This is a genomic window from Kitasatospora phosalacinea, assembly GCF_000717185.1.
Taxonomy (GTDB): Bacteria; Actinomycetota; Actinomycetes; order Streptomycetales; family Streptomycetaceae; genus Kitasatospora; species Kitasatospora phosalacinea_A.
In genome coordinates this window covers 37,162-59,316 of sequence record NZ_JNYE01000017.1, presented here as the reverse complement: position 1 = coordinate 59,316, position 22,155 = coordinate 37,162, and the positions used below count along the sequence as shown (strand labels likewise).

Sequence of the window (22,155 nt, the reverse complement as noted above, 5' to 3'; positions counted from 1 at the left end):
GGCCCCGTCCCGGCGGTGCGTCAGGACCGGGCGGAACGGCGGCGCAGCCCGGCCGCGCCGAGCGCCGCGCCGACCACGCCGACCACGATGCCGACCACGCCCAGGGTGCGGGCCGTCGAGTCGGAGGCCTTCGCGTCGGACGCGGCGGCCTGCTGGGTGCCGGTGGCGTCCGTCGAGTGGTGGTCGGCGGCCGCGGCGGTCGCGCCCGCGGCCTTGGTCAGCTTCAGCACCGGGGCGGGCTTGGACGGCTCGGCCTGCCCGTCCTTGGCCTCTTCGATCCAGCGGACCACGTCGCCGTTGTCGTACGTCTGCAGCGCCTTGAAGGTCAGCTGCTCGGTGTCGGTCGGCAGCGCGCCGAGCGACACCGAGAAGTCCTGGTACTGCCCGGGGCCGATCCTGGTGCCGTCGTTCGCGGTCCAGGTGATCTTCGAGACGGCCTCGGTGATCTGCTGGCCGTGCGAGTCCAGCGGCTTGTCGAGCTTCGACTTCTCCATCACGGCCGTCCAACCGGGGACGGGCTGGGTGCGGACCGAGGCCATCGGGTGGTCCAGCGGCAGGTTGACCTCGACCTTCACGGTGGAGGCGGTGTCGCTCTCGTTCGGCACCCGGAACGCCACGGCGGTGTACCCGCCCTGCTGGGCGTTGTTCGACTGGACGGTCACGTGCGCCGAGGCGGGGACGGCGGACGCCAGCAGGGCGCCGGCGGCCAGCGCGAGCGCACCGAGGGAACGACGGGCGGAAAGCGAACGCATCAGGGGACTCCTGAGGAGAGGGGGCCGCGCGGCGGTGCCGCGTCGGCGCGGGGGGAGGTGCGGGGCCCGTCCGGCCCGCTCACGGCGCGGGCACGGCGGCAGCGGTGCGCGCCCGGCCCCGGTCGTTCTCCCCGGGCCCGATCAGCGCGCGAACGCCACCGCGGGCGGTCCCCTGCGCAGCACGCTGTGCCGCAGCACCGCCGCCACCGGCAGCGGCCAGTCCTCCGCCCGCCCGGCCCGGCGCGGTGCGGCCGGGCGCTCCGCGCCCAGCAGCAGCGCCGTCAGCAGCACCACCGCGGTGCGCAGCGGGGCCGCCCACTCCCGGGCGGTCAGCGCGGCCGTCCGCAGCAGCCGCCACAGCGCGGCCTCGCCGCGCCGCAGCCACCAGCCCGCGACCAGCGCCGCCGCCAGATGGCCCAGCAGCATGGCGGGGGTGAGCCCCAGCCAGCCGGACGCCGCGTGCGGCGCCGCGGCCGCGATCACCGCCTGCGGGTCCAGGCCCGCGGCGCTCACCACCTGCTCCGGCGTGGTGTCCAGCGGGACGACGGTCAGCCCGTTGCCGGGGGCGTCGTCGCACAGCAGTCGACCCGCGACCACCGCCAGCGGGTCCGCCGCACCGGAACCGGCCGTCCCGGCCATCCCGGCCATCCCGGCCATCTGCGCGTGCGCCATCGGCGCGCCGCCGCCCAGGCCGCCGCCGAAGAAGTGGAACAGCAGGTGCAGCCCCAACTGCCCGGCGCCCAGCGCGGCCGCGATCGCCGCCAGCGAGCGCTCCCGCCCGCCGACCAGCGCGGCCGCCGCGCACACCGCGGCGAACCCCAGCAGCAGCACGTCCGGCGCCACCGCGCCACCCGCCCGCGCGTGCCCGAGGGCCGCCACCAGCGTGCACACCAGCGCGAACGGCACCGCCCGGAGCAGCCGCAGGTCCCAGGCCGCCACCGACACCCGTCCAGCGGGCACCGGGCCGGCGGGCACCCGGCCGGCGGGCACGACGGTGCCCCGGCGGGCGGCGGCGGTGGGATCGGTCATGGCCGGGACATCATCTCACCGCCTACACCCGGCCCCCGGGCAGGGGCGTGAACCGGCCCCGAATGGCGAGAAACCGCCCGGCGCACTCACCCGTTCGCGCGCTGATCGGCACACCCGACAGGACCAGTCCATCCGCCGAACGGGCGGGCTTGGCTCGTGCGGACGGTTCGCCGTGCACCGCCGAGGAGATAGCTAGTTGTATGTGGAGCCGCAGCCAGGAGGGATCTCCCGTGGAAATCTGGTGGACTCTGCACCTCAAGCGCGAACCGGCCAGCGTGCCGCTCGCCCGCCGCATCCTGCTCGGCGCCATGGACTCCGCCGGAGTCGACCCGCAGGTCGCCTTCGACCTCGGCCTCGCCCTCACCGAGGCCTGCGCCAACGCGGTCGAGCACGCCGCTCCCGCCCACGCCGCCGCCCCCGCCGGGGACACCTTCCAGGTCACCGTCTCGCGCAGCGGCGACCTGCTGCGGATCGAGGTCGCCAACACCAGCCCGGCCGCCCCCGTCCCCGCCCTCCTCGGCGTCCCGCTCGCCGAACGCCCGCTCGCCGAACGCCCGGCCGTCGACCGTCCCGCCGCCGAACGTCCCGCCCCGCGTCCGGCGGCGCCGCGCCGTCCCCCGGCCGAGCGCCCCGCCCCGCGCTGCCGCACCCGCCGCGGCCGCGCCTCCGTCCCGGCCCGGGTGCTCACCGCCCGCCGCCCCGCCGCGGACCGCCCCGCCCCCTACGACACCCACGTGCTGCCCCCGCTGCTGTGTCCGGCGCTGCCCGCCCCCGCCGCCGACGGCCTGCCCGACCTGGACGCCGAGTGCGGCCGCGGCCTGTTCCTGATCCACGCCCTGGCCGACCACGTCCAGCTCCGCACCCACCCGCTGCGCGGCGCCACCGTCAGCTTCGACAAGCTCCTCACCCCGCGCCCCGCCGCCGCCCTGCTGCGCACCGCCTCCTGACTGCCCTCCCCTTCCTCCCCCTCCCTCCGCACGTCTCACGGTCCGAAACCCGCTGGCGGACCCTCCGGGACGGCTGGTTATGGTCTAGACCGGCCACCGGAGGGACCATGACCACCACCACTGCGGAGCCCGCCTCCGCCTCCCGTCGCGCACTGTCCCGGATGGGTCAGGCCCTACAGGGGCGGGACTTCCGGCTCTGGTTCTACGGCCAGCTGACGTCCGCGTCCGGCGCCCTCGCCCAGGGGGTCGCGACGTCCTGGCTGATCCTCGAACTCACCCACAACGCCGTCTGGTTGACCGTCCAGACGGCCTGCGCCTGGGGCCCGACACTGATCCTCGGCCCGTGGGCCGGGGCCCTGGTCGACCGCTCGGACCGGCGCCGCCTGCTGCTGGTCACCCAGAGCCTGATGATGGCCGTCAGCCTGGCCCTGGCCCTGGTCGCCGCCTTCGGCGGCCTCCACCTGTGGGTGCTGCTGGCCCTCTCCACCTGCACCGGCCTGATCACCACCGTCGACTCCCCGGCCCGCCAGGTCTTCGTGGTCGACCTGGTCGGCTCCGGCGCGGTGGCCAGCGCCGTCGGACTCTGGGAGGTCGCGCTCAACGCCTCCCGGGTGATCGGCCCCAGCATCGCGGGCGCCCTGCTCGTCACCAGCGGCCCCGCGTTCTGCTTCGCCTTCAACGCGCTCTCCTACGCCGCCCCGATGCTCGCCCTGATCAAGCTCCGCCCGGCGGGCGGCGGCCCGCGCCGCGAACCCGCCCACGCCCCCGGGGCGAAGGCCCGCGAGGGGCTCTCCTACGCCTGGCGCTCCCCGCTCATCCGCGGCCTGCTGCCGATGTCCGCCGCCAGCGGCCTGATCTTCGGCATGGGACTCACCCTCCCCCCGCTGGTCAGCTACTCCCTGCACGCGGGCGGCGGCGGGTACGGCCTGCTGATGGCCGCGTTCGGCATCGGCGGCCTGCCCGGCGCCCTGCTCGCCGCCGCCTCGCCCGAACCCACCCCGCGCCGGGTCCGCACCCTGTCGCTGGCCACCTCCGCCGCGATCCTGCTCACCGCCCTGTCGCCGAACGTCCACGTCGCCGTACCCGGCATGGCCGCCGTCGGCCTCACCTCGATCTGGTTCATCGCCACCGCCAACACCCTGGCCCAACTGCGCTCCGCCCCCGCGATGCGCGGCCGCGTGATGTCCCTGTGGGGCAGCGCGATGACCGGCACCCTCCCCTTCAGCGGCCTGGCCGTCACCGCCGTCTCCCAGCACGTCGACGCCCGACTCGGCTTCTCCCTCTCCGGCACCGCCCTCCTCCTCGCCACCTTGGCAGCCTGGCGGGCACTGCACCCGAACACCTGACCCGCCCCGACCCGCACCGGCCCGCACCGGCGGCCCCCACCGACCCGCGCGGCGCGGCACGGCACCGGGACGTCGAGAACGGCGTCCCGGCTCCGACCCTGGTACGGAAGACGACGATCCGCACCGCACCGCGAGGAGCCCCGCCGTGACGTACATGCTGCAGCTGCACTTCAGCCAGGACGACACCACCGTCCCGCCGATCCCCACCTGGGCTCCCGAGGCCGTGGCCGTCCACGTCGCGCACATGCGCCGGACGGCGGCCGACCTGACCGCCAGCGGCGAACTGGTCGAGGTCCGCGGCCTCGCCATGCCCGACACCGCCCGCATCGTCCGGGCCACCGACGGGGCGCCCCTCGTCACCGGCGGACCGTTCCCGACCGGCAAGGAGTTCCTGTTCGGTTGGTGGCTGGTCGACTGCGCGGACGAGGACCGGGCGGTCGAGATCGCGGCCCGGGTCTCCGCTGCGCCCGGGCACGACGGGAAGCCGATGAACATGCCGATCGAGGTGCGCGAGCTGATGTCGGAGCCCCCGGCGCAGGGCTGATGTCGCGGCACCGATGACAAGGCGTGGAGGTCGCGGCACCGCCCCTGCGCGAATTGCCGGGCCGGTCCGGGCGGCGGACCATGGTGATCATGATGCACCAGATGCGCGCCGAGACCGACCCGACCGGTGCCACGGACTCCGTGGTCAGCTGGCACATCGTCCGCAACGCGGATCTCACCGCGCTGTGCGGCAGGGAGCTGGAGGCCGCCGCGCCCCTCCAGGACGCCACCCGCTGGACGGTCGACCCCGACCACAACTGCCACACCTGCGGGGCGCTCTTCCTACGCGAGACCCCGTACCTCCCGGACGAGCACGACGAACAGACCGGCTGACGACCGACGACCGGCGGCCGACAGCCGACGGACGAGGACCGACAGCCGACGTCCGACGGCCGCCCGCGGGCGGTCCCGGCGTACCCTGGCGGGTGTTCCGACCCGTTCTGCCGGAGGTGTTTCCGTGGTCATCGATTCCGCCACCGACGGCCGGGTCCAGCGTGGCAACGAGACCCGGCGGGCGGTGCTCGGTCGGGCGGTGCAGATCGCCTCGGTCGAGGGGTTGGGCGCGCTGTCGATCGGGCGGTTGGCGACGGACCTGGGGCTGAGCAAGAGCGGCGTGTTCGCGGGCTTCGGTTCGAAGGAGGAACTGCAGCTGGCGACCGTCCGGGCGGCGCGGCGGATCTTCTACGACCGGGTGGTGACCCCGGCGCTGGAGCGGCCGACGGGGGCGTCCCGGTTGCTGGCGCTGTGCGAGCGCTGGCTCGACTACTCGCGGGGCCGGGTCTTCGACGGCGGCTGCTTCTTCTACTCGGTGACGGCCGAGTTCGACGCCCAGCCCGGTCCGGTGCGGGACGCGCTGGCCCAGTCGGCGCTGGAGTGGGAGGGCCTGGTGGTCGACCTGGCCCGGGCGGCCGAGGCGGCCGGCGAACTGCCGCCGGGGCCCGACCCGGAGGAACTGGCGATGCTGCTGACCGGCCTGATGGACAGCGCCAACAGCCTCGCGGTGCTGCACGACGACCCGTCCCGCTACGACCGGACGATGCGGGCGGTCCGCCGCCTGCTGGGCTTCCCCCCGGCCTGACGCCCCACCCGGTACCCGGTCTGACCGGCGGTTCCGACCGCGAGTGGTCCCGGGCGGTTCCGGGCGGTTTCCACTCCCAGAAATTGCACGAACGGTCGTGCTAATATCTCGCCCATGACAGCTACCGCTCTCGTCCGCACCGCGCTGAACGCCACCTCCCGTGTCGCCACCGCCCCGCCGGGCCGGGTGGCCTTCGAGCTCTTCCGGCACCCGATCCGCCGCAGCCGGGTCCGTCCCGCCGAGCGCGAGCTGCACGACCGCGCGGTCACCGAGGAGCTCTCGGTGAACGGCAAGCGGGTGCGGGTCTACCGCTGGGGCGACGGGCGGCGGCCGGTGCTGATGGTGCACGGGTGGCGTTCCCGGGCGTCCCGGTTCACCCCGTACGTGCAGGGGCTGCTGGACCTCGGGATGAGCCCGGTCGCCTTCGACGCGCCCGCGCACGGCGACTCGGGGGGCCGGACCGTCACGATCCTGGAGTACCGCGAGCTGATCGTCCGGCTCGCCGAGCGGCACGGGCCGTTCGAGGCCGCCGTGGCGCACTCCTTCGGGGCCTGCTGCACGTTCCTCGCGATGGCCGAGGGCGTGCCGGTCGGACGGCTCGTCTCGATCGCCGGGCTCGCCGAATTCGGCTACCTGGTCGAGGCGTTCACCGCCATCACGGGCCTGAACGAGCGCCTGGAGCGGGACTTGGTCCGCCGGATCGAGCAGGTCCTGCTGCCCGGCGCCGGGAACATCTGGCAGCGCTTCGACGCCACCCGCCGCCCGGAGCTGGTCACCGCGCCGATCCTGGCGGTGCACGACGAGGGCGACGACGTCGTCCCGTACCGCCAGTCCCAGTTGCTGCGCGCGGCGTACGACGAGGAGCAGCTGCGCCTGATCACCACCCGGGGCCTGGGCCACCGCCGGGTGCTGTCCGAGCCGACGGTGGTCGACAACGTGCTGGCCTTCCTGGCCGAACCGCTGCCGGTCGCTCCCGCGTCGCTGCCGGACGTGGCAGCGGTTGAGCCGGTGGGGTCGTCGGTGTCGCCGGAGCCCGTGGCGCCCGCCGCCTGACGGCGGGTCGGAGCGCCCGGCCGCGGGCCGGAACGCCGGACGGCCGGTCCGGGCGCACGTGGCGCGGGACCGGCCGTCCGGGTGTTCGGCGGGTGATCGGTGGCGCTCAGCCGCCGCTCTTGCGGCGGAAGGTGCGCTTGCCGCCGGCCGCGCCGTGGGTGCCGTGGATCTTCGAGTCGCTGCCGGGGCCGCCGTTCGTGTTCCGGTTCTCGCCGCCCTTGCGCTGCAGTGCGGCCAGGAACTTGGCCTTCTGGTCGTCCGGGGCGACGGTCTCGGCGCCGGTTCCGGTGCCGGTCTCGGCGTCGGCGGTGGCGTCCGGCGCGGGCTCGGCGGCCGGGGCGGTGTCGCTGCTCATGGGGACCTCCTGGACGGGGAGCGGGTGTGCTGCAGCACACCCTGCCATGTCGACCGGGGTTGCTGTCAGCCGATATCGGCGTCCGAGCGCCCCGGCGCGCCGTGCGGTCGCTACGCCGCGCGGTGGGCGGCGGCCTGCGGGTGCTCCCGGTCCTCGCGGTACTGCAGGCCGCCGATCATGAAAAGCAGGGTGAGCGTCGGGAAGCCGATCGAGGCGATCACCAGTACGAAGAACTGCCAGACCATGGGGTCGCTCCTGTCGCGGGACGTCGGGAGAGCCGAGGTCGATTGACCGGCTTTGCACCATTATGTCCGATCCGCGCCCAAGCGTTCCCGGGTGCTCGCGGGCGTTCCCGGGCGTTCCCGGGGGCCCCTGGGCAGTTCCCGGCCACACCCGGTTGCTCCCGGCCACACCCGGCCGCTCCCGGGAGGGATCACGGTCGGACCCCTGTTCGGGACCGGGCCGCGGCCGCAGACTGGGGGCATGCGGGTAGAGCTGGCAGTCGACGCGCGCCGCCCCGACCGGGCCAACGAGGACTTCGCAGTCGCCACTCCGGAGGCGTTCGTCCTCCTGGACGGCTCCAGTGCCCCGGACGCCCTGCCGTCCGGCTGCACCCACGGCATCGCCTGGTACGTGCGCCGCCTCGGCGTCCACCTGCTGGCCAGGCTCACCGACCGGGTCGACCGCCCGGTCGCCCACTGCCTGGCCGACGCGATCGCCGAGACCGCGGCCCTGCACGGCGGCGCCTGCGACCTGGCGAACCCGGCCACCCCCGCCGCCATGGTGGTCGCCGGCCGGCTGCGCGAGGACACCCTGGAGTACCTGGTGCTCGGCGACTCCCTGCTGGTGCTGCACCTCAAGGACGGGCCGCCGCGGGTGATCGGCGACAACCAGCGCTTCCCGGGCGGTGAGGCGCTGCGCCGCCAGATCTGGTCGACCGTCCCGGGCACCGCCGAACGCGCCGCGCTCTACATGCGGTACGCGGTCGCCGTCCGGTCCGCCCGCAACAGCGGCCGCGGCCCGTGGATCGCCGCCGCCGCCCCGCACGCCGCCGAGCACGCCGAGACCGGCACCGTCGCCCGGGCCGCCCTGCACGGCGTGGCCGCCCTCTCCGACGGCGCCGCCCGCTACACCGACCGCCTGGAGCTGGGCAGTTGGGCCGACGCGATGCGGCTGCTCGCGGAGGCGGGCCCGGCCGAGCTGATCGCCCAGGTCCGGGCGGCCGAACGTTCCGACGCCGCCTGCCTGCGCTGGCCCCGCGGCAAGGCCCACGACGACGCCGCCGCGCTCTACGCCAGCCTCTGACCCGTCCCCGTCCCCGTCGTCACCCCGCCGCGCCCGCGCGGCCGTCCGCCACGAACACCGCCCGCCGCGCCGACCCGTCCGGCGCGGTGTACCCGGCCACCACCTCGCCCGCCACGGGCTCCCCGCCGGGCACCAGCACCCGGCGCACCACCGGCTCGACCGCACCCGCCGCCACGCCCGCCGCCGGGGCCACCGCCACGCTGTCGTCCGCCGTGTCGCTCTCGCTCTGCATCTGCGGCACCGCCTCGCCCCGCAGCAGCCGCGCCAACTGCTCGCGCACCACCGGGTCCTGCACCCCGTCGTAGAACCAGCGCGTCCCCAGCACCGCGTGCTCCGACGTCCCGATCAGCGCCCCCTCCGGGGCCCCCGCCAGCGGCGCACCGCGGTAGGCCATCGGCACCAGGTAGGCGTCCCGCCCGTCCGCCACCACCATCAACTCGATCCCCACCTCCCCGGCCGGATCGTCCAACCGGAACCCCCCGGCCCGCACCAGCTCCCCGCCTCCCGGCCGGAACCACTCCTGCCGCGGCAGCCATCCGGCCAGCAGCTCCAACTTGCCCGGCTCCAGCGTGACGTGGTGGATCGTCGCCATGACGCCCTCTCGGTTCGGTGTTCCCGTCCTGCCGCCCCAGCCTAGAAGGTGCCCGTCGGCAGCAGGCCCGCTCGCCGGACCGAGCCCCCGGGCCGGGTGGCGGCCGGTAGCGTGGTGGGCCGGAACGGTGGGTCGGAACGGTGGGCCGGAACGGTGGGCGGGGACGGAGCAGGGGGAGGGGCGGACGTGGGGATCAGGCAGGTCGGCGAGGGGGCCGGGCGGCGGGCCGGGGCGGCGCTGGGGTCGGTGTCGGGGGCCGTGACGGGTGCGGTCTCGGGGGCGGTCGCCTCGGCCCGGGCCAAGGCCGGGTCGGACTGGGCGCGGCGGGCCCTGGAGACGCACCCGAAGCCGGGGGTGCCGCTGGAGGAGGAGTGGGAGGTCTCGCTCGCCGGGCTGATCGGCCGCCTCCCGCACGTCCCGGGCCCGGCGGTGCGGCTGCTGCACCTGCTGGACGGGCTCGGCCAGGTCGTGGTCGGGCCGGAGGAGGTCGGCTTCGACGGGGAGTCGGTCGCCTGGGGCAAGGTGCTGGAGATCCGCTGCCACAGCACCGTCGACCTGCTGCCGGACGTGGTGGTCGAGCGCGAGGTCGACCGGATCCGCGAGTTCCTGCCGCCCGTCCCCGGCCGCAAGTGGCTGGTCACCAAGGCCGCCGAGGCGCTGCTCACGGTCGCCCTCGCGGCGACCGCCGCCGCCGAGCGCCAGGAGCGCTCGCTGCCCTGCGAGATCGTCGCGAAGAACCTGTTCGGCCGCCCGAAGAACCTGGCCGGAGGCCTGTTCGCGGCCTCCGCGCTCACCCTGATCCCGGAGGCGGGCGAGGCCGTCCTCGCCGCCGCCCGGGAGCGCGGCATCCCGGTCACCGTCGTCGACGACCCGATGACCGGGATGCACGCCGAACGCGCCGCCCAGCTCCGCGGCGCCACCGACCGCCTCACCGAGGCCCTCCGCCGCCTGCGCGCCACCGACCCCGAACCCGAGTCGGACTCCGAGCCCGGCCCCGAGGTCGGCGGCGGGCGGAGCAAGGCCGAGGTGGGCGCCGCCGTCCTCGCCGAGCTCGAACAGCTGCACGCCCAGCGTCCACCCCTGGACTGACCGCCCGAACCGTCAACTCCCATGCACCGCACGGGAGATCAGCTCGGACGGCTCGGACGCGTCGGTGAAGACCACCGCCCTGGGGCCAGCCTGCCCGCGTACCCGAACGCGCGTATGCCAGCGGCCCGGACCACCTCGACCGCGCACCGGCCCACCCCCACGCACCGGCCCGGTGGCGCGGGGCCTCACCGGGTCAGGGAGAAGGGCAGCTCCACGCGCTCGTCGGCCGTGCCGGCGTAGTCGGTGCCGACGACGGTCAGCCGGCCCGCGACGCTCACGATGTCGGCGGGGCGGCGCCCGCCGGGGGTGGTGCTCTGCGGGATGTCCAGCGGCTCCCAGCCGCGGCCGGTCAGTTGGGCGCCGGTCGGCCGGTAGACGCCGTCGGTGAGGGACGCCCCGACGACGGCCACCCCGTTCGGGGTGCGGACGAGGCCGTAGAGCCGTCCCGCGTCGATGCCGATCTCCTGGTACGTCCAGCTGCGGCCGTCGTAGTGGGCGACGGTCGGCTTGGCCCGGTGGGACGGGCCGATCTCGGCGCCCGCCGCCCAGATGTCGTTCGGACCGGCCACGACCAGGTCGGTGAGCTCGCCGGGGCGGGTGTCCAGGGCGGGGGTGGCGACCTTGCTCCAGGCGTGGCCGTCGTAGTGCAGCAGCAGCGGGCGGGCCCAGCCGTCCTCGTTGCCGACGTCGCCGGAGGCCCAGACGTCGGAGGGGCTGTTGGCGACCACGGCGGAGAGCGTCCAGTAGTCGGTGCCGAGGTCGGGGGTCGGCACCTGTTGCCAGGCCTTGCCGTCCCAGTGGTCGATCACGCCGTAGAAGGTCAGGAAGTCGTCGGGCTGGTAGTAGCCGACCGCCCACACGTCGTCCGGGTCACCCGCCGTCGCGAACCCGTTGAGCCCGCCGCCCATGGGGTGCGCGGGCAGCGGCGCCTCCTGCGTCTGCCACTGCCCGGCGCGGTACCGGCTGACGGAGACGGTGCCGCCCTGTCCGCTGCCGGTCACCCAGGTGCCGCCGGAGCCGTCCGGGGTGACGGTCGTTCCGCTCACGCCCTCCGGGAGGGCGAGTTCCCGCCAGGGGCCGTCGGCGCCGTCCCGGGCGTAGGCCACTTCCACCAGGGGCCGCTTCCCGCCCTTCCCGACCACCCGGGCACCGAGCGCCCAGGTGGTGCGGCCGCCGACCCGGGCCGCGCTGCGGACGGTGGCCTCCCCGGCGGGGAAGGCGTCCGCCCGCCAGGCCCGGGCCCGGGCGTCCGAGGCCTGGACCTGGACTTGCGTGCCCGGCGGCGGCACGGACTGCGCGTCGGCGGGGGCGGCCGCGGCCAGCAGGGCGGCGGCCAGCAGCAGGGTGGTCGCGGTGGTGCGGTGCTTCATCGCTCTCTCCTTCGTCGGGTTCCGGCGGATGCGGACCCGTCCATCAAGTCATGCGCATGACATGGCAGCGCCCGGGAGCGGGCGCCGAGATCGGGGGTCGGCACCCGCTCCGGCTCGACCGTCCGGGCGGTCGAGGCGGTCGGGCGGTCGGGCGGTCGAGGCGTCCGGGCGGTCGGGGTGGTGCGTACGGAGCCCCGCTCCTCACTCCTCGTACGCGGGGGAGTAGGTCTGGGCCTCCTCCACCGGGTGCAGGTCGCCCTCTTCGAGCAGCGCCATGACCCGGGGCTGCTGGGCGAAGGCGACGACCTGGTCCACCGTCAGCGGGGACGAGACCGGCGTGCTGCCCGTGCGCGCGTACGGGCCGACGCTCAGGCCCACGTCGCTGCCGCCGAGCCGGAAGACCACGCTGGCCGAGGTCCGCCCGTCGCTGTCCAGCCCCGCCCAGGTGATGCCCGTGATGCCGTCGGTCAGCTGCACCCGCTTGCAGGTCGAGCCCTTCACCTGCACCTCCTGCCCGATCGGGGTGTCCGCGCAGAGCGTGCTCGGCGGGCCCGCGTCACTGTGGGGGCGCACCGAGAACCGCAGCAGGAGGTCGCCCTGCGCGGACGTCCCCAGGTAGTCGGAGACGTGGTCGCTGAGCAGGCTGACCGCGCCGATCTCCGGCGGCAGCAGGTCCTGCAGCACGGCGGCGCTCCGCTGCCGGAAGTCCTCGATCCGCAGCCGTTCGGCCTCCGGGACCACCGGGGCGGACTGCGAGGGGTCGGGGGACGCGGTCGGGGCGACCGTCGTGGTGGGGAACACCCGCGGACTCGCGGTCGGCGCCGCGGCCACCTGCAACGGCGCCGACCCCGCGCCCCCGCCCGAGGGCTCGGGGAGGAGGGCCAGCCCCGTCGCGGCCAGCGCCGCCGTGCACACCGCCGCCCCGCCGACCGCCAGCCGCGACCGCAACCGCCGCCGACGCCCCTGCCGCACCGCCTTGGCCGTCAGCCCGACCGGCTCGGCCAACTCGTCGGTGACCCGGCTCATCGCCCCTCTGACGAACAGCGCCCCGGGGGCCTGCTCCTTCTCCTGCATGTCGAAGCTCCTTCACGGTGTCTTGTCGCTCGGATCCCTGATCCCTGATCCCGGATCCCGGGTCTCGTGTCCGCCGCGCACCCGAGTGCGTGCGTACGGGAGTTGCGCGTAGGGGCGGGCTCAGGCGGCCGCGTACGGGTAGGACTCGCCCAACTGCTCGCGGAGCCTGGCCAGTGCGCGCGAGCACTGGCTCTTGACGGTGCCGGTGCTGCAGTCGAGCAGGTCGGCGACGGTCTCCACGCTCAGGTCCTCCCAGTACCGCAGGACCACCATCGCCCTTGCCCGGACCGGCAGTTCGGCCAGTGCGTTCATCAGCGTCACCCGCAGGTCGGTGTCCTCCCCGGGTGAGCTCTCGGGCCGCGACGCCAGCAGTCCGAGCCGCCGGGCCACCGCCCGCCTGCGCTGCTCGCCCAGGAACGTCCGGGTCAGCACCGTCCTGGTGTAGGCGTCGAGGTGTTCCATCCGCGACGCCCGCCGCCAGTGCGCGAACAGTTTGGCCAGCGTCGTCTGGGCCAGGTCCTCGGCCCGGTGGGTGTCCCCGCACAGCAGGTACGCCGTCCGGTACAGCCGGCGCCCGTGCACCGCCGCGTACTCCTCGAAGCTCAACTCGCCCTGTCCGCGCATCCGTTCCCCCGCCCCTCCGGCCACCCGCCCCTGTCAACCGTTCTCAATGCGCCGGGCCCCGGGAAGGTTGAGCCCGAACCGCGAAAAAGCCCGCAACCACCGCTCCACGGCGGTCAGCTGCGGGCTCCCCGGAGCTCGGGGCCCTACTTCTCGCAGGCCACCCCGTCACCGTCCCGGTCCAGCGCCGACCGGTACCCGGGATCCCCCGCGTGCAGCGGCGCGGCACCGGCGGCCTTCGCCTCCGTGCAGTTCTTGTAGTACGCCGCCGCCTGCTCGGTGGTGACCGCGGGGGCGGGCGTGTCCGCAGCGTCCTTCTCGTCCGGCCCGAGGACCGCCGCGAGCCAGAACACCGACATCACCGCACACCACGCCAGCAGCAGCACCCGCACACCCTGGTGCAGCCGCGTCGAACGCCTCACCGCGCCCCGGCGCCCGTGTTCCTCCGAGTCGTGACCAAACGGAAGCAAACCATCCGCAGCACGCCCCCGCCCTCAGTGGGAACGGGGAACAAGAGCGTCAATCGACGCCACTGACACGGTGCTTGACGATCAGTCAGGGACAGGACGGGGCAGGATCGATCGCCTGCCGATCATGTCGGTTTTCAGCTGGTACGTGTGCTACGTTCCCCACCGCAAACGAAAATAGTTGACCCCGGCGGTGGTGGAACACCCCGGGGCCCGGCATCAGGAGTAGCACCTCCCCATGCACGTTCATCGTAGCGCTCACGCGCGCAATTTCACCGTGCTGCCCAACGCGATGTTGCAGGACCGCAGCCTCTCCTACACCGCCCGCGGTCTGCTCGCGGACCTGCTCTCCCGGCCGGACGGCTGGCGGGAGGACGGTCGGCACATGGCGGACACCAGCCCGCAGGGGCGCAGGGCGATCTACAAGGCGCTGAAGGAGCTGGTGAGGGCCGGGTACTACCGGGTCGAGAAGATCAAGCTGGACGACGGCACGATCATCAGCGAGAACCACGTCTTCGACACCCCGCAGCTCCCGTTCCTGCCGGGTGGCACTTTCCCGGGACCCGGTGCACCGGCCGCCCCCGCCGCTGGCGCCCCTCCAAAGGACCGGTACCAAGAACCCTCCCTCCCCGCGGACCCCGAGCCGCCGGTGCTGGACGAGCGGGTCCGCGAGGCGGCCGCCCTCCTGCTGCGGGTGATCCGGTCCGAACCCCGCCTGCGGCTCGGGCAGGCGGAGGCGGAGGAGCTCGCGCCCCTGGTCGTCCGGTGGCAGGAGCGCGGTGCGACCCCCGCCGACCTCGCGACCGCCCTGCTGCCGGGTCTGCCTGTCCCGCTGCACTCCCCGGCCGCCGTGCTCCGCAACCGGCTGCAACGCAAGATGCCCGCCGTCCCCGCGCCTCGGGCTGCGGCCCGCTACGCCGAGTGCGCCACCTGCCACGACCCCGTCCCCCGTCCCGGCATCTGCCTCTCCTGCGCGGGCCTCGCACCCCGGACGCCCAGGGCCGGTACGGGAGCGGCCGCGTCCCGCGCAGGAGCCGCCCGCGTCCGGGACGCCCTGCGCGCCGCGAAGGGAGCGCTGCCGCTGAGCCTGCCCGCCACGTTCACCGGGTAGGCCCGCCGCAGCCGGTGCGAGCGCCGCACCAGCACCAGAGCGACCGGCGGCAGGAAGACCAGTAGCGCGATCCGCCGCCGCGGGCGCCCTGCACTCCTCTTCTCCGGCCCCTTCTCCGGCTCGGGCGATGCTTCGTACGGGTTCACCGGTAATCCCCTGCACGGCTCGGCGGCGTAGTGGGTCCGCATCCGTACCCGCGGCGCCGGGCGCGCGCTGTTCTGGCCGCGCTGTCCTGGCCGCGCTGCCTCACCGAAACGGAGTCGTCTCCGAGCGCGTCGAAGCCCGCGCCGTCCCCCCCCGGGGGCAGGGGTCGGGCGCGGGCTTCGTGCCGTCGTCAGCGGGTCAGTTGGCGTCGGCCGGGACGGTGCCGAGGCGGCCGGCCTGGAAGTCCTCCATGGCCTGCTGGAGTTCGCGGTGGCTGTTCATCACGAACGGGCCGTACCAGGCGAGGGGTTCGCGGATCGGGAGGCCGCCGAGCAGGACGACCTCGAAGTTGGCGGAGCGGGAGTCCTGCTTCTCGTCGGCGCGGATGGTGAGGCTGTCGCCGTCGCCGAAGACCACGGCCTGGCCCATCCGGAAGGGGCGCCGTTCCTCGCCCGCGGAGCCGCTGCCGGCGAGGCCGTAGGCGAGGGCGTTGAAGTCGGGGCGCCAGGGCAGGGTGACCTGGGCGCCGGGGTTCACGGAGACGTGGATCATCGTGATGGGGGTGTGGGTGGCGCCGGGGCCCCGGTGGCCGTCGAGGTCGCCCGCGATGATCCGGACGAGGCCACCGTCGGCCGAGGCGAGCAGCTTGACGCTGCCGCCGCGGATGTCCTGGTACTTCGGCGTGATCATCTTGTCCGAGGCGGGCAGGTTCACCCAGAGCTGGAGGCCGTGGAAGATGCCGCCGGACGTGACCAGCGACTCGGGCGGGGTCTCGATGTGCAGCAGGCCGGAGCCGGCCGTCATCCACTGGGTGTCGCCGTCGGTGATGGTGCCGCCGCCGCCGTGCGAGTCACGGTGGATGAAGGTGCCGTCGATGATGTAGGTGACGGTCTCGAAGCCGCGGTGCGGGTGCCAGGGGGTGCCCTTGGGCTCTCCGGCGGCGTAGTCGACCTCGCCCATCTGGTCCATCATGATGAACGGGTCCAGGAACTTCTGGTTGATCTTGGCGAAGGCGCGGCGGACCGGGAAGCCCTCGCCCTCGAAGCCCTCCGGGGCGGTGGCGACGGTCAGCACGGGGCGGGCGGCGGCACCCTCGGCGGGGGCCGCGATGCGCGGCAGGATCAGCGGGTTCTCGACGGTCACGGCGGGCATGTCGGCCTCCTTCGGCGGGTCTGTGGCCTACGTCCACCACAGTAGTTCAACTCTCAACCACTCGCAAGGTTGAACGTTGAACTATGTGGGCGTATTCCACCGGGGAAGGAAAGGGGGCGGGGGAGAGGGGGGAGGGCGTCAGCCGTACATGCGGCGCATGGTGAAGTCCACCATCTGCTCGACCGCGCGGGCGTCGAAGACCATCCGGTGCTCGCCCTCCATGTCGAGGGCGAAGCCGTACCCGGTGGGCAGCAGGTCGAGGATCTCGGCGCCGGTCACCGAGAAGTGCTTGGACTCCTTGCCCGCGTACCGCTTCAGCTCCTTGAGCGAGCTGAACATCGGGATCACCGGGGTCGGGGTGTTGTGCAGGGCCAGGAAGCCGGGGCGGTCGCCGCGCGGGCAGTACACCTTGGAGGTGATGAAGATGGCCTGGAAGTCCTCGACCGGCATGGCGCCGGTGGTGAAGGCGCGCACCGCGTCGGCCAGGGAGGGCGGCGAGGGCTCGGGGTAGAGCGACTGCTGGGCGGCCTGCGGGTCGCCGTACCCGGGGCCGGGCATGCCGGACATCCCCTGCTGCATCTGCTGCTGGTAGGGGTCCTGGTAGGCGCTCTGCTCGTAGCCGTACACGGGGACAAGGCTATCGGGCCGCGCCCCGCTTGGGGGTCGGTGATCCGCACAATCCCGGGCGGGGCGCCATTGTGGGACGTGACCACGTTCATACCCCGGTCACGTCAGGGGGCTTGAACAAGTTACCAACGGGTAGCATCATGGGGCGTACTGGTGGGTAAGCGGTGCGCCGGAAGCGGCCGCCCGTGGAGCAGACGAACCGGAGAAACGGTCATGGGTCACTACAAGTCCAACCTGCGGGACGTGGAGTTCAACCTCTTCGAGGTGTTCGGCCGCGACCAGGTGTACGGCACCGGTCCGTTCGCCGAGATGGACGTCGACACCGCGAAGAACATCCTCGCCGAGATCGCCCGGCTGGCCGAGAACGACCTCGCCGCCTCGTTCGTCGACGCCGACCGCAACCCGCCGGTGTTCGACCCGGAGACCAACACCGCTCCGATCCCGGAGACCTTCAAGAAGAGCTACCAGACCTTCATGGACGCCGAGTGGTGGCGCCTGGGCATCCCGGAGGGCATCGGCGGCCAGGTCACCCCGAACTCCCTGGTGTGGGCGTACGCGGAGCAGGTGCTCGGCTCGAACCCGGCGATCTGGATGTACTCCTCCGGCCCGGCCTTCGCGGGCGTCGTCCACGACGAGGGCACCGAGGAGCAGCAGAAGGTCGCCCAGCGCATGGTCGAGCGGCTCTGGGGCGCCACCATGGTGCTGACCGAGCCGGACGCGGGCTCCGACGTCGGCGCCGGCCGCACCAAGGCGGTCAAGCAGGAGGACGGCTCCTGGCACATCGAGGGCGTCAAGCGCTTCATCACCTCGGGCGAGCACGACATGTCCGAGAACATCGTCCACCTGGTGCTGGCCCGCCCCGAGGGCGGCAAGCCGGGCACCAAGGGCCTGGGCCTGTACATCGTGCCGAAGTTCGACTTCGACTGGGAGACCGGCGAGCTCGGCGAGCGCAACGGCGTCTACGCCACCAACGTCGAGCACAAGATGGGCCTCAAGGCGTCCAACACCTGCGAGATGACCTTCGGCGCCAAGCACCCGGCCAAGGGCTGGCTGCTCGGCGAGACCGTCGACGGCATCCGCCAGATGTTCAAGATCATCGAGTTCGCCCGGATGATGGTCGGCACGAAGGCCATCGCCACCCTCTCCACCGGCTACCTGAACGCGCTGGAGTACGCCAAGGAGCGCGTGCAGGGCGCCGACCTCGCGCAGTTCATGGACAAGACCGCGCCGCGCGTCACCATCACCCACCACCCCGACGTGCGCCGCTCGCTGCTGACCCAGAAGGCGTACGCCGAGGGCATGCGCGCCCTGGTGCTCTACACCGCCTCGGTGCAGGACGACATGCTGGCCGCCCGCCTGCGCGGCGAGCACGACGCCGCCGCCGAGCGCCTGAACGACCTGCTGCTGCCGATCGTGAAGGGCTACGGCTCGGAGAAGTCCTACGAGCAGCTCGCCCAGTCGCTGCAGACCTTCGGCGGCTCCGGCTACCTGCAGGAGTACCCGATCGAGCAGTACATCCGGGACGCCAAGATCGACACCCTGTACGAGGGCACCACCGCCATCCAGGGCCAGGACTTCTTCTTCCGCAAGATCGTCAAGGACGGCGGCCAGGCGCTGACCGCCGTCAACGAGCAGATCACCAAGTTCCTCGCCACCGGCGAGGGCGGCGCCGAGCTGGCCGCCGAGCGCGACCTGCTGGCCAAGGCCGCGGGCGACCTGGAGGCCATCGTCGGCACCCTGATCGCCGACCTGACCGCGGTCGAGCAGGACGCCCGGAACATGTACAAGGTGGGCCAGAACACCACCCGCCTGCTGCTGGTCTCCGGCGACGTGGTGGTCGGCTGGCTGCTGCTGCGCCAGGCCGCCGTCGCGCTCGCCAAGCTGGAGGCGGGCGCCACCGGGAAGGACGTCGCGTTCTACCGGGGCAAGGTCGCCGCCGCCAAGCACTTCGCCCGCACCGTGCTGCCGACCACCGCCGCGCAGCGCCAGATCGCCGAGAGCGTCGACAACGAGCTGATGGAGCTGGCCGAGGAGGCGTTCTGATCCGGCCGATCCGGCGCGCCCGCCACAGGACCGCCTGACCCACCCTCACCCCGCGGGGCCCGGTACTGCACCGGGCCCCGCGGCGTCGTCCCCGCCGGGCGCCGCACGGCCCGGGAGCGCGTCGGGTCGCGCTGCGTTCACTGTTGTGTCACCGTTGCAGACTTCCCGCGGCCCTGTCCGTGTACGGGCATATGCTCATGGGGCGGACCCGCAACCCCACCAGGCCCGCCCCGCCCTCTACCCAGGAGCAAAATGTCGACCGCCGCCCGAACGGCCCACTTCGACCGGAAGCACACGGACGACCTGATCGCCTTCCTCGCCGCCTCCCCCTCCCCGTACCACGCGGTGGCGAGCGCGGCCGAGCGGCTGGAGCGGGTCGGCTTCCGCCGGGTCAGCGAGACGGACGCCTGGGACGGCGGCAGCGGGGGCCGCTACCTGGTGCGCGGCGGCGCCATGATCGCCTGGTACGTGCCGGAGAACGCGACCGCGGCGACCCCGTACCGCGTGGTCGGCACGCACACCGACTCGCCGAACCTGCGGGTCAAGCCGGTGCCCGACACCAGCTCGGCCGGCTGGCGGCAGGTCGCCGTGGAGATCTACGGCGGCGTCCCGCTCAACACCTGGCTCGACCGGGACCTCGGGCTGTCCGGCCGGCTCGCGCTGCGCGACGGCTCCACCCGGCTGGTGCACCTGGACGAGCCGCTGCTGCGCGTCCCGCAGCTGGCCATCCACCTCGACCGCGGGGTCAACGACGGCCTCAAGCTCGACCGCCAGCGCCACCTGACGCCGATCTGGGGAATCGGCGGCACCAGCGAGGGCGCCCTGCTGGAGTACGTCGCCGGGAAGGCCGGGCTGGCCGTCGCCGACGTCGCCGGGTGGGACTTGATGGCGCACGACATCCAGCCGCCCGCCTACCTCGGCCGCGACCGCGAGCTGCTGGCCGGGCCGCGGCTGGACAACCAGCTGTCCGTGCACGCCGCCACCGCCGCGCTGGCCGCCGTCGCCGAGGCGGGCGGCGAGCTGCCGTACGTCCCGGTGCTGGCCGCGTTCGACCACGAGGAGACCGGCAGCGAGTCCGACACCGGCGCGCAGAGCCCGCTGCTGGGCAACGTGCTGGAGCGCTCCTGCCACGCCCGCGGCGGCAGCTTCGAGGACCGCGCCCGCGCGCTGGCCGGCACCGTCTGCCTGTCCTCCGACATGGGCCACGCCGTGCACCCGAACTACAGCGAGCGGCACGAGCCCGGCCACCACCCGATGCCCAACGGCGGCCCGATCCTCAAGGTCAACGTCAACAACCGGTACGCCACCGACGGGGTCGGCCGGGCGGTGTTCGCCGCCGCCTGCGAGAAGGCCGGCGTGCCGTGGCAGTCCTTCGTCTCCAACAACGCGATGCCCTGCGGCACCACGATCGGCCCGATCACCGCGGCCCGGCTCGGCATCACCACCGTGGACTGCGGCATCGCCGCGCTGTCCATGCACTCCGCCCGCGAGCTGTGCGGCGCGGAGGACCCGCACTACCTGGCGAGCGCGATCAAGGCCTTCCTGGAGGGCTGAGGCCCGGTGGGGTGCGGGCCCGCGGCCCGCACCCCGCGCACGGTCAGTCCATCCCGGCCAGCACCAGCGGCAGCCGGCTCGCGCCGCCCGCCACCAGCTTCACCGGCACGCCCCAGTCCTGCTGGTGCACGTGGCAGGCCGGGTACTCGATCTCCGGGTCGTCGTCGCAGGACGCCGCCATCGCCGAGACGTGCAGCACGCCCTCCGCGACCTCGTCGGAGAGCACCAGCTCGCGGCTGAGCGCGCTGTCCGCGCCCGCGCCGGAGACCAGCAGCTCGGGCGGGGTCGAGCTGACCAGCAGCCGGGTCGACGGGCCGTAGCGCTCGTCCAGCTTCTGGCCGGTCGGCGCGGAGAACACCACGTCCAGCCGCAGCGCGCCCGGGGCGACCTCGGTCGCGGCCCGCCGGGTGCGGTGCGCGACCGCCTCCACCCGGACGGCCTCCTCGGGCAGCCGCAGCCTGGTCAGCCGGTGCCGGGCGGACTCCACCACCACGATGTCGCCGTCCACCACCACCGCGCCCGACGGCTCGCGCAGGTCGGTGGCCAGCGTGCTGACCTCGCCGGACGCCGGGTCGTAGCGGCGCAGCGCGTGGTTGTAGGTGTCGCTGACCGCCACCGAGCCGTCCGGCAGCACGGTCACGCCCAGCGGGTGCTGCAACAGCGCCTGCCCGGCGGCGCCGTCGCGGTGGCCGAAGTCGAACAGGCCGGTGCCGACGGCGGTGCGCACCTCGTGGGTTCCACGTGAAACCCAGCGCAGCGCGGAGGTCTCCGAGTCGGCCACCCACAGCCGCTCGCCGTCCGCGGACACCGCCAGGCCGGAGGGCTGGGCGAACCAGGCCTCGCCGGCCGGGCCGTCCACCAGGCCCTCGTTGGTGGTGCCCGCCGCGACCTCCACCGTCCCCGCCACCGGGTCGAAGGACCACAGCTGGTGCACGCCCGCCATCGCGACCCACACCCGGCCGTCGAAGAACGCGACGTCCCACGGCGAGGAGAGGTCGACCTCGCGGGCCGGGCCCGAGGTCGGCGAACCCTGCCACCACTGCCTGCCGGTGCCCGCCAGCGTGGTCACCGAGCCGTCCGCGAGCCGGACGCCGCGCAGCGCGTGGTTGACGGTGTCGGCCACCACCACGTCGTAGTCCAGGCCGAGCCCCTCCGGCACCAGCGCCAGGCCCTGCGGCTCGCTGAACCGCGGCTCGGCGCCGTCCACCAGCCCGCGCACCCCGTCGCCGATCCGCCGCACCACCCGCTCGCCGTCCGCGTCCAGCTCCACCAGCGCGTGGTGCCCCGAGTCCGCGACCAGGTAGTGCCCGTCCGGCAGCCGCACCGCCTTCCCCGGGAAGCGCAGGTCACCCGCCTGCGGCTCGGGCGCCACGTACGGCCCGTCGCCGCGCCGCAGCGTCCCCTTCGCCGCGTGCTCGGCCTCCAGCTCCTCCACCAGCTTCGCGATCGCGTGCGCGTGCCCCTCCCCGGCGTGCTGCGCGACCACGTACCCCTCCGGGTCGATCACCACCAGCGTCGGCCAGGCCCGCACCGCGTACTGCTTCCACGTCACCAGCTCGGGATCGTCCAGCACGGGGTGGTGCACCTCGTACCGGGCCACCGCGTCGACCACCGCCCGGTGGTCGGCCTCGTGGACGAACTTCGGCGAGTGCACGCCGACGATCACCACGGTGTCCCGGTGCTTCTCCTCCAACTCCCGGAGCTCGTCCAGGACGTGGAGGCAGTTGATGCAGCAGAAGGTCCAGAAGTCCAGTACGACACACTTACCTCGCAGGTCGGCCAGCTTGAGTTCCTTGCCGCCTGTGTTGAGCCATCCGCCGGCGCCGACCAGTTCGGGGGCGCGGACACGTGCACGAGAAGCCATACCTGCATCCAACCCCATCGAACCGGGGAGCAGTCCGCT

General features: G+C 74.1%; 23 protein-coding genes. 11 read left to right on the top strand and 12 right to left on the bottom strand.

Features of this window, described 5'->3' with window-relative positions; translation table 11 throughout:
- Nucleotides 1-20: 20 nt before the first annotated feature.
- Both OO57_RS09970 and OO57_RS09965 read right to left on the bottom strand, forming a co-directional pair.
- A complete protein-coding gene (locus OO57_RS09970; protein WP_051777074.1) occupies nucleotides 21-752 on the bottom strand; it encodes a YcnI family protein in 732 nt (243 codons plus the stop codon).
- A 141-nt stretch (nucleotides 753-893) separates the two neighbouring features.
- Nucleotides 894-1,781: a hypothetical protein gene (locus tag OO57_RS09965; RefSeq protein WP_051777071.1), complete on the bottom strand. Its 888-nt coding sequence runs from the start codon at nucleotides 1,779-1,781 to the stop codon at nucleotides 894-896.
- 230 nt (nucleotides 1,782-2,011) lie between these two features.
- Between OO57_RS09965 and OO57_RS46720 the strand changes: the two genes are divergently transcribed.
- From OO57_RS46720 to OO57_RS09935, 6 genes are all read left to right on the top strand, one after another.
- Complete coding sequence (locus OO57_RS46720) at nucleotides 2,012-2,728, top strand: ATP-binding protein (protein ID WP_051777069.1); 717 nt, start codon at nucleotides 2,012-2,014, stop codon at nucleotides 2,726-2,728.
- A 107-nt stretch (nucleotides 2,729-2,835) separates the two neighbouring features.
- Nucleotides 2,836-4,074: an MFS transporter gene (locus OO57_RS09955; RefSeq protein WP_033251974.1), complete on the top strand. Its 1,239-nt coding sequence runs from the start codon at nucleotides 2,836-2,838 to the stop codon at nucleotides 4,072-4,074.
- A 154-nt stretch (nucleotides 4,075-4,228) separates the two neighbouring features.
- Nucleotides 4,229-4,618 (top strand): YciI family protein, encoded by a 390-nt coding sequence (locus OO57_RS09950; RefSeq protein WP_033252013.1) that lies wholly within the window; start codon nucleotides 4,229-4,231, stop codon nucleotides 4,616-4,618.
- Nucleotides 4,619-4,707: 89 nt separating this feature from the next.
- Entirely contained in the window at nucleotides 4,708-4,950 is a 243-nt protein-coding gene (locus OO57_RS09945) for a hypothetical protein (protein WP_063737529.1), read from the top strand.
- Between the two features lie 124 nt (nucleotides 4,951-5,074).
- Nucleotides 5,075-5,695: a TetR/AcrR family transcriptional regulator gene (locus OO57_RS09940; protein ID WP_051777063.1), complete on the top strand. Its 621-nt coding sequence runs from the start codon at nucleotides 5,075-5,077 to the stop codon at nucleotides 5,693-5,695.
- Nucleotides 5,696-5,809: 114 nt separating this feature from the next.
- On the top strand, nucleotides 5,810-6,748 hold the full coding sequence (locus tag OO57_RS09935; protein WP_081973578.1) for an alpha/beta hydrolase: 939 nt from the start codon (nucleotides 5,810-5,812) through the stop codon (nucleotides 6,746-6,748).
- Between the two features lie 106 nt (nucleotides 6,749-6,854).
- Here the strand turns inward: OO57_RS09935 and OO57_RS09930 are convergent, their stop codons facing one another.
- Both OO57_RS09930 and OO57_RS46715 read right to left on the bottom strand, forming a co-directional pair.
- Entirely contained in the window at nucleotides 6,855-7,103 is a 249-nt protein-coding gene (locus OO57_RS09930) for a DUF5302 domain-containing protein (RefSeq protein ID WP_033251973.1), read from the bottom strand.
- 110 nt (nucleotides 7,104-7,213) lie between these two features.
- Nucleotides 7,214-7,348, bottom strand: a complete 135-nt coding sequence (locus tag OO57_RS46715) for a hypothetical protein (protein WP_267884956.1) — start codon at nucleotides 7,346-7,348, stop codon at nucleotides 7,214-7,216.
- Nucleotides 7,349-7,586: 238 nt separating this feature from the next.
- Here OO57_RS46715 and OO57_RS09925 point away from each other — a divergent pair, with 238 nt between their 5' ends.
- Complete coding sequence (locus OO57_RS09925) at nucleotides 7,587-8,408, top strand: hypothetical protein (RefSeq protein ID WP_033251972.1); 822 nt, start codon at nucleotides 7,587-7,589, stop codon at nucleotides 8,406-8,408.
- 19 nt (nucleotides 8,409-8,427) lie between these two features.
- Here OO57_RS09925 and OO57_RS09920 read toward each other — a convergent pair whose 3' ends face one another.
- Nucleotides 8,428-9,000, bottom strand: coding sequence for a maltokinase N-terminal cap-like domain-containing protein (locus OO57_RS09920; protein WP_033251971.1), 573 nt, complete (start codon nucleotides 8,998-9,000; stop codon nucleotides 8,428-8,430).
- Nucleotides 9,001-9,186: 186 nt separating this feature from the next.
- Between OO57_RS09920 and OO57_RS09915 the strand changes: the two genes are divergently transcribed.
- Nucleotides 9,187-10,089, top strand: coding sequence for a hypothetical protein (locus OO57_RS09915; RefSeq protein WP_033251970.1), 903 nt, complete (start codon nucleotides 9,187-9,189; stop codon nucleotides 10,087-10,089).
- A 185-nt stretch (nucleotides 10,090-10,274) separates the two neighbouring features.
- Here the strand turns inward: OO57_RS09915 and OO57_RS09910 are convergent, their stop codons facing one another.
- The 4 genes from OO57_RS09910 to OO57_RS44640 all read right to left on the bottom strand — a co-directional run bounded on the left by OO57_RS09910 (nucleotide 10,275) and on the right by OO57_RS44640 (nucleotide 13,576).
- Entirely contained in the window at nucleotides 10,275-11,459 is a 1,185-nt protein-coding gene (locus OO57_RS09910; protein ID WP_033251969.1) for a hypothetical protein, read from the bottom strand.
- A gap of 201 nt (nucleotides 11,460-11,660) precedes the next feature.
- On the bottom strand, nucleotides 11,661-12,533 hold the full coding sequence (locus OO57_RS09905; protein ID WP_033251968.1) for a hypothetical protein: 873 nt from the start codon (nucleotides 12,531-12,533) through the stop codon (nucleotides 11,661-11,663).
- A 120-nt stretch (nucleotides 12,534-12,653) separates the two neighbouring features.
- Nucleotides 12,654-13,157, bottom strand: a complete 504-nt coding sequence (locus OO57_RS09900) for a SigE family RNA polymerase sigma factor (protein WP_033251967.1) — start codon at nucleotides 13,155-13,157, stop codon at nucleotides 12,654-12,656.
- A 143-nt stretch (nucleotides 13,158-13,300) separates the two neighbouring features.
- Nucleotides 13,301-13,576, bottom strand: a complete 276-nt coding sequence (locus OO57_RS44640; protein WP_081973576.1) for an excalibur calcium-binding domain-containing protein — start codon at nucleotides 13,574-13,576, stop codon at nucleotides 13,301-13,303.
- 322 nt (nucleotides 13,577-13,898) lie between these two features.
- Here OO57_RS44640 and OO57_RS39270 point away from each other — a divergent pair, with 322 nt between their 5' ends.
- Nucleotides 13,899-14,732, top strand: a complete 834-nt coding sequence (locus tag OO57_RS39270; protein WP_051777060.1) for a hypothetical protein — start codon at nucleotides 13,899-13,901, stop codon at nucleotides 14,730-14,732.
- 342 nt (nucleotides 14,733-15,074) lie between these two features.
- Here the strand turns inward: OO57_RS39270 and OO57_RS09885 are convergent, their stop codons facing one another.
- Together OO57_RS09885 and OO57_RS09880 are read right to left on the bottom strand one after the other, a co-directional pair.
- Nucleotides 15,075-16,028, bottom strand: a complete 954-nt coding sequence (locus OO57_RS09885; RefSeq protein ID WP_033251965.1) for a pirin family protein — start codon at nucleotides 16,026-16,028, stop codon at nucleotides 15,075-15,077.
- Nucleotides 16,029-16,166: 138 nt separating this feature from the next.
- Nucleotides 16,167-16,655 (bottom strand): SseB family protein, encoded by a 489-nt coding sequence (locus OO57_RS09880; protein WP_033251964.1) that lies wholly within the window; start codon nucleotides 16,653-16,655, stop codon nucleotides 16,167-16,169.
- A gap of 213 nt (nucleotides 16,656-16,868) precedes the next feature.
- Between OO57_RS09880 and OO57_RS09875 the strand changes: the two genes are divergently transcribed.
- Nucleotides 16,869-18,698 carry an acyl-CoA dehydrogenase gene (locus tag OO57_RS09875; RefSeq protein WP_033251963.1) on the top strand — a complete coding sequence of 610 codons (1,830 nt, stop codon included), beginning with the start codon at nucleotides 16,869-16,871 and terminating at the stop codon, nucleotides 18,696-18,698.
- Between the two features lie 252 nt (nucleotides 18,699-18,950).
- Nucleotides 18,951-20,252 (top strand): M18 family aminopeptidase, encoded by a 1,302-nt coding sequence (locus OO57_RS09870; protein WP_033251962.1) that lies wholly within the window; start codon nucleotides 18,951-18,953, stop codon nucleotides 20,250-20,252.
- 43 nt (nucleotides 20,253-20,295) lie between these two features.
- On the opposite strand, the gene OO57_RS09865 is transcribed toward OO57_RS09870, so the two are convergent.
- Nucleotides 20,296-22,116: an NHL domain-containing thioredoxin family protein gene (locus OO57_RS09865; protein ID WP_033251961.1), complete on the bottom strand. Its 1,821-nt coding sequence runs from the start codon at nucleotides 22,114-22,116 to the stop codon at nucleotides 20,296-20,298.
- Nucleotides 22,117-22,155: the final 39 nt, after the last annotated feature.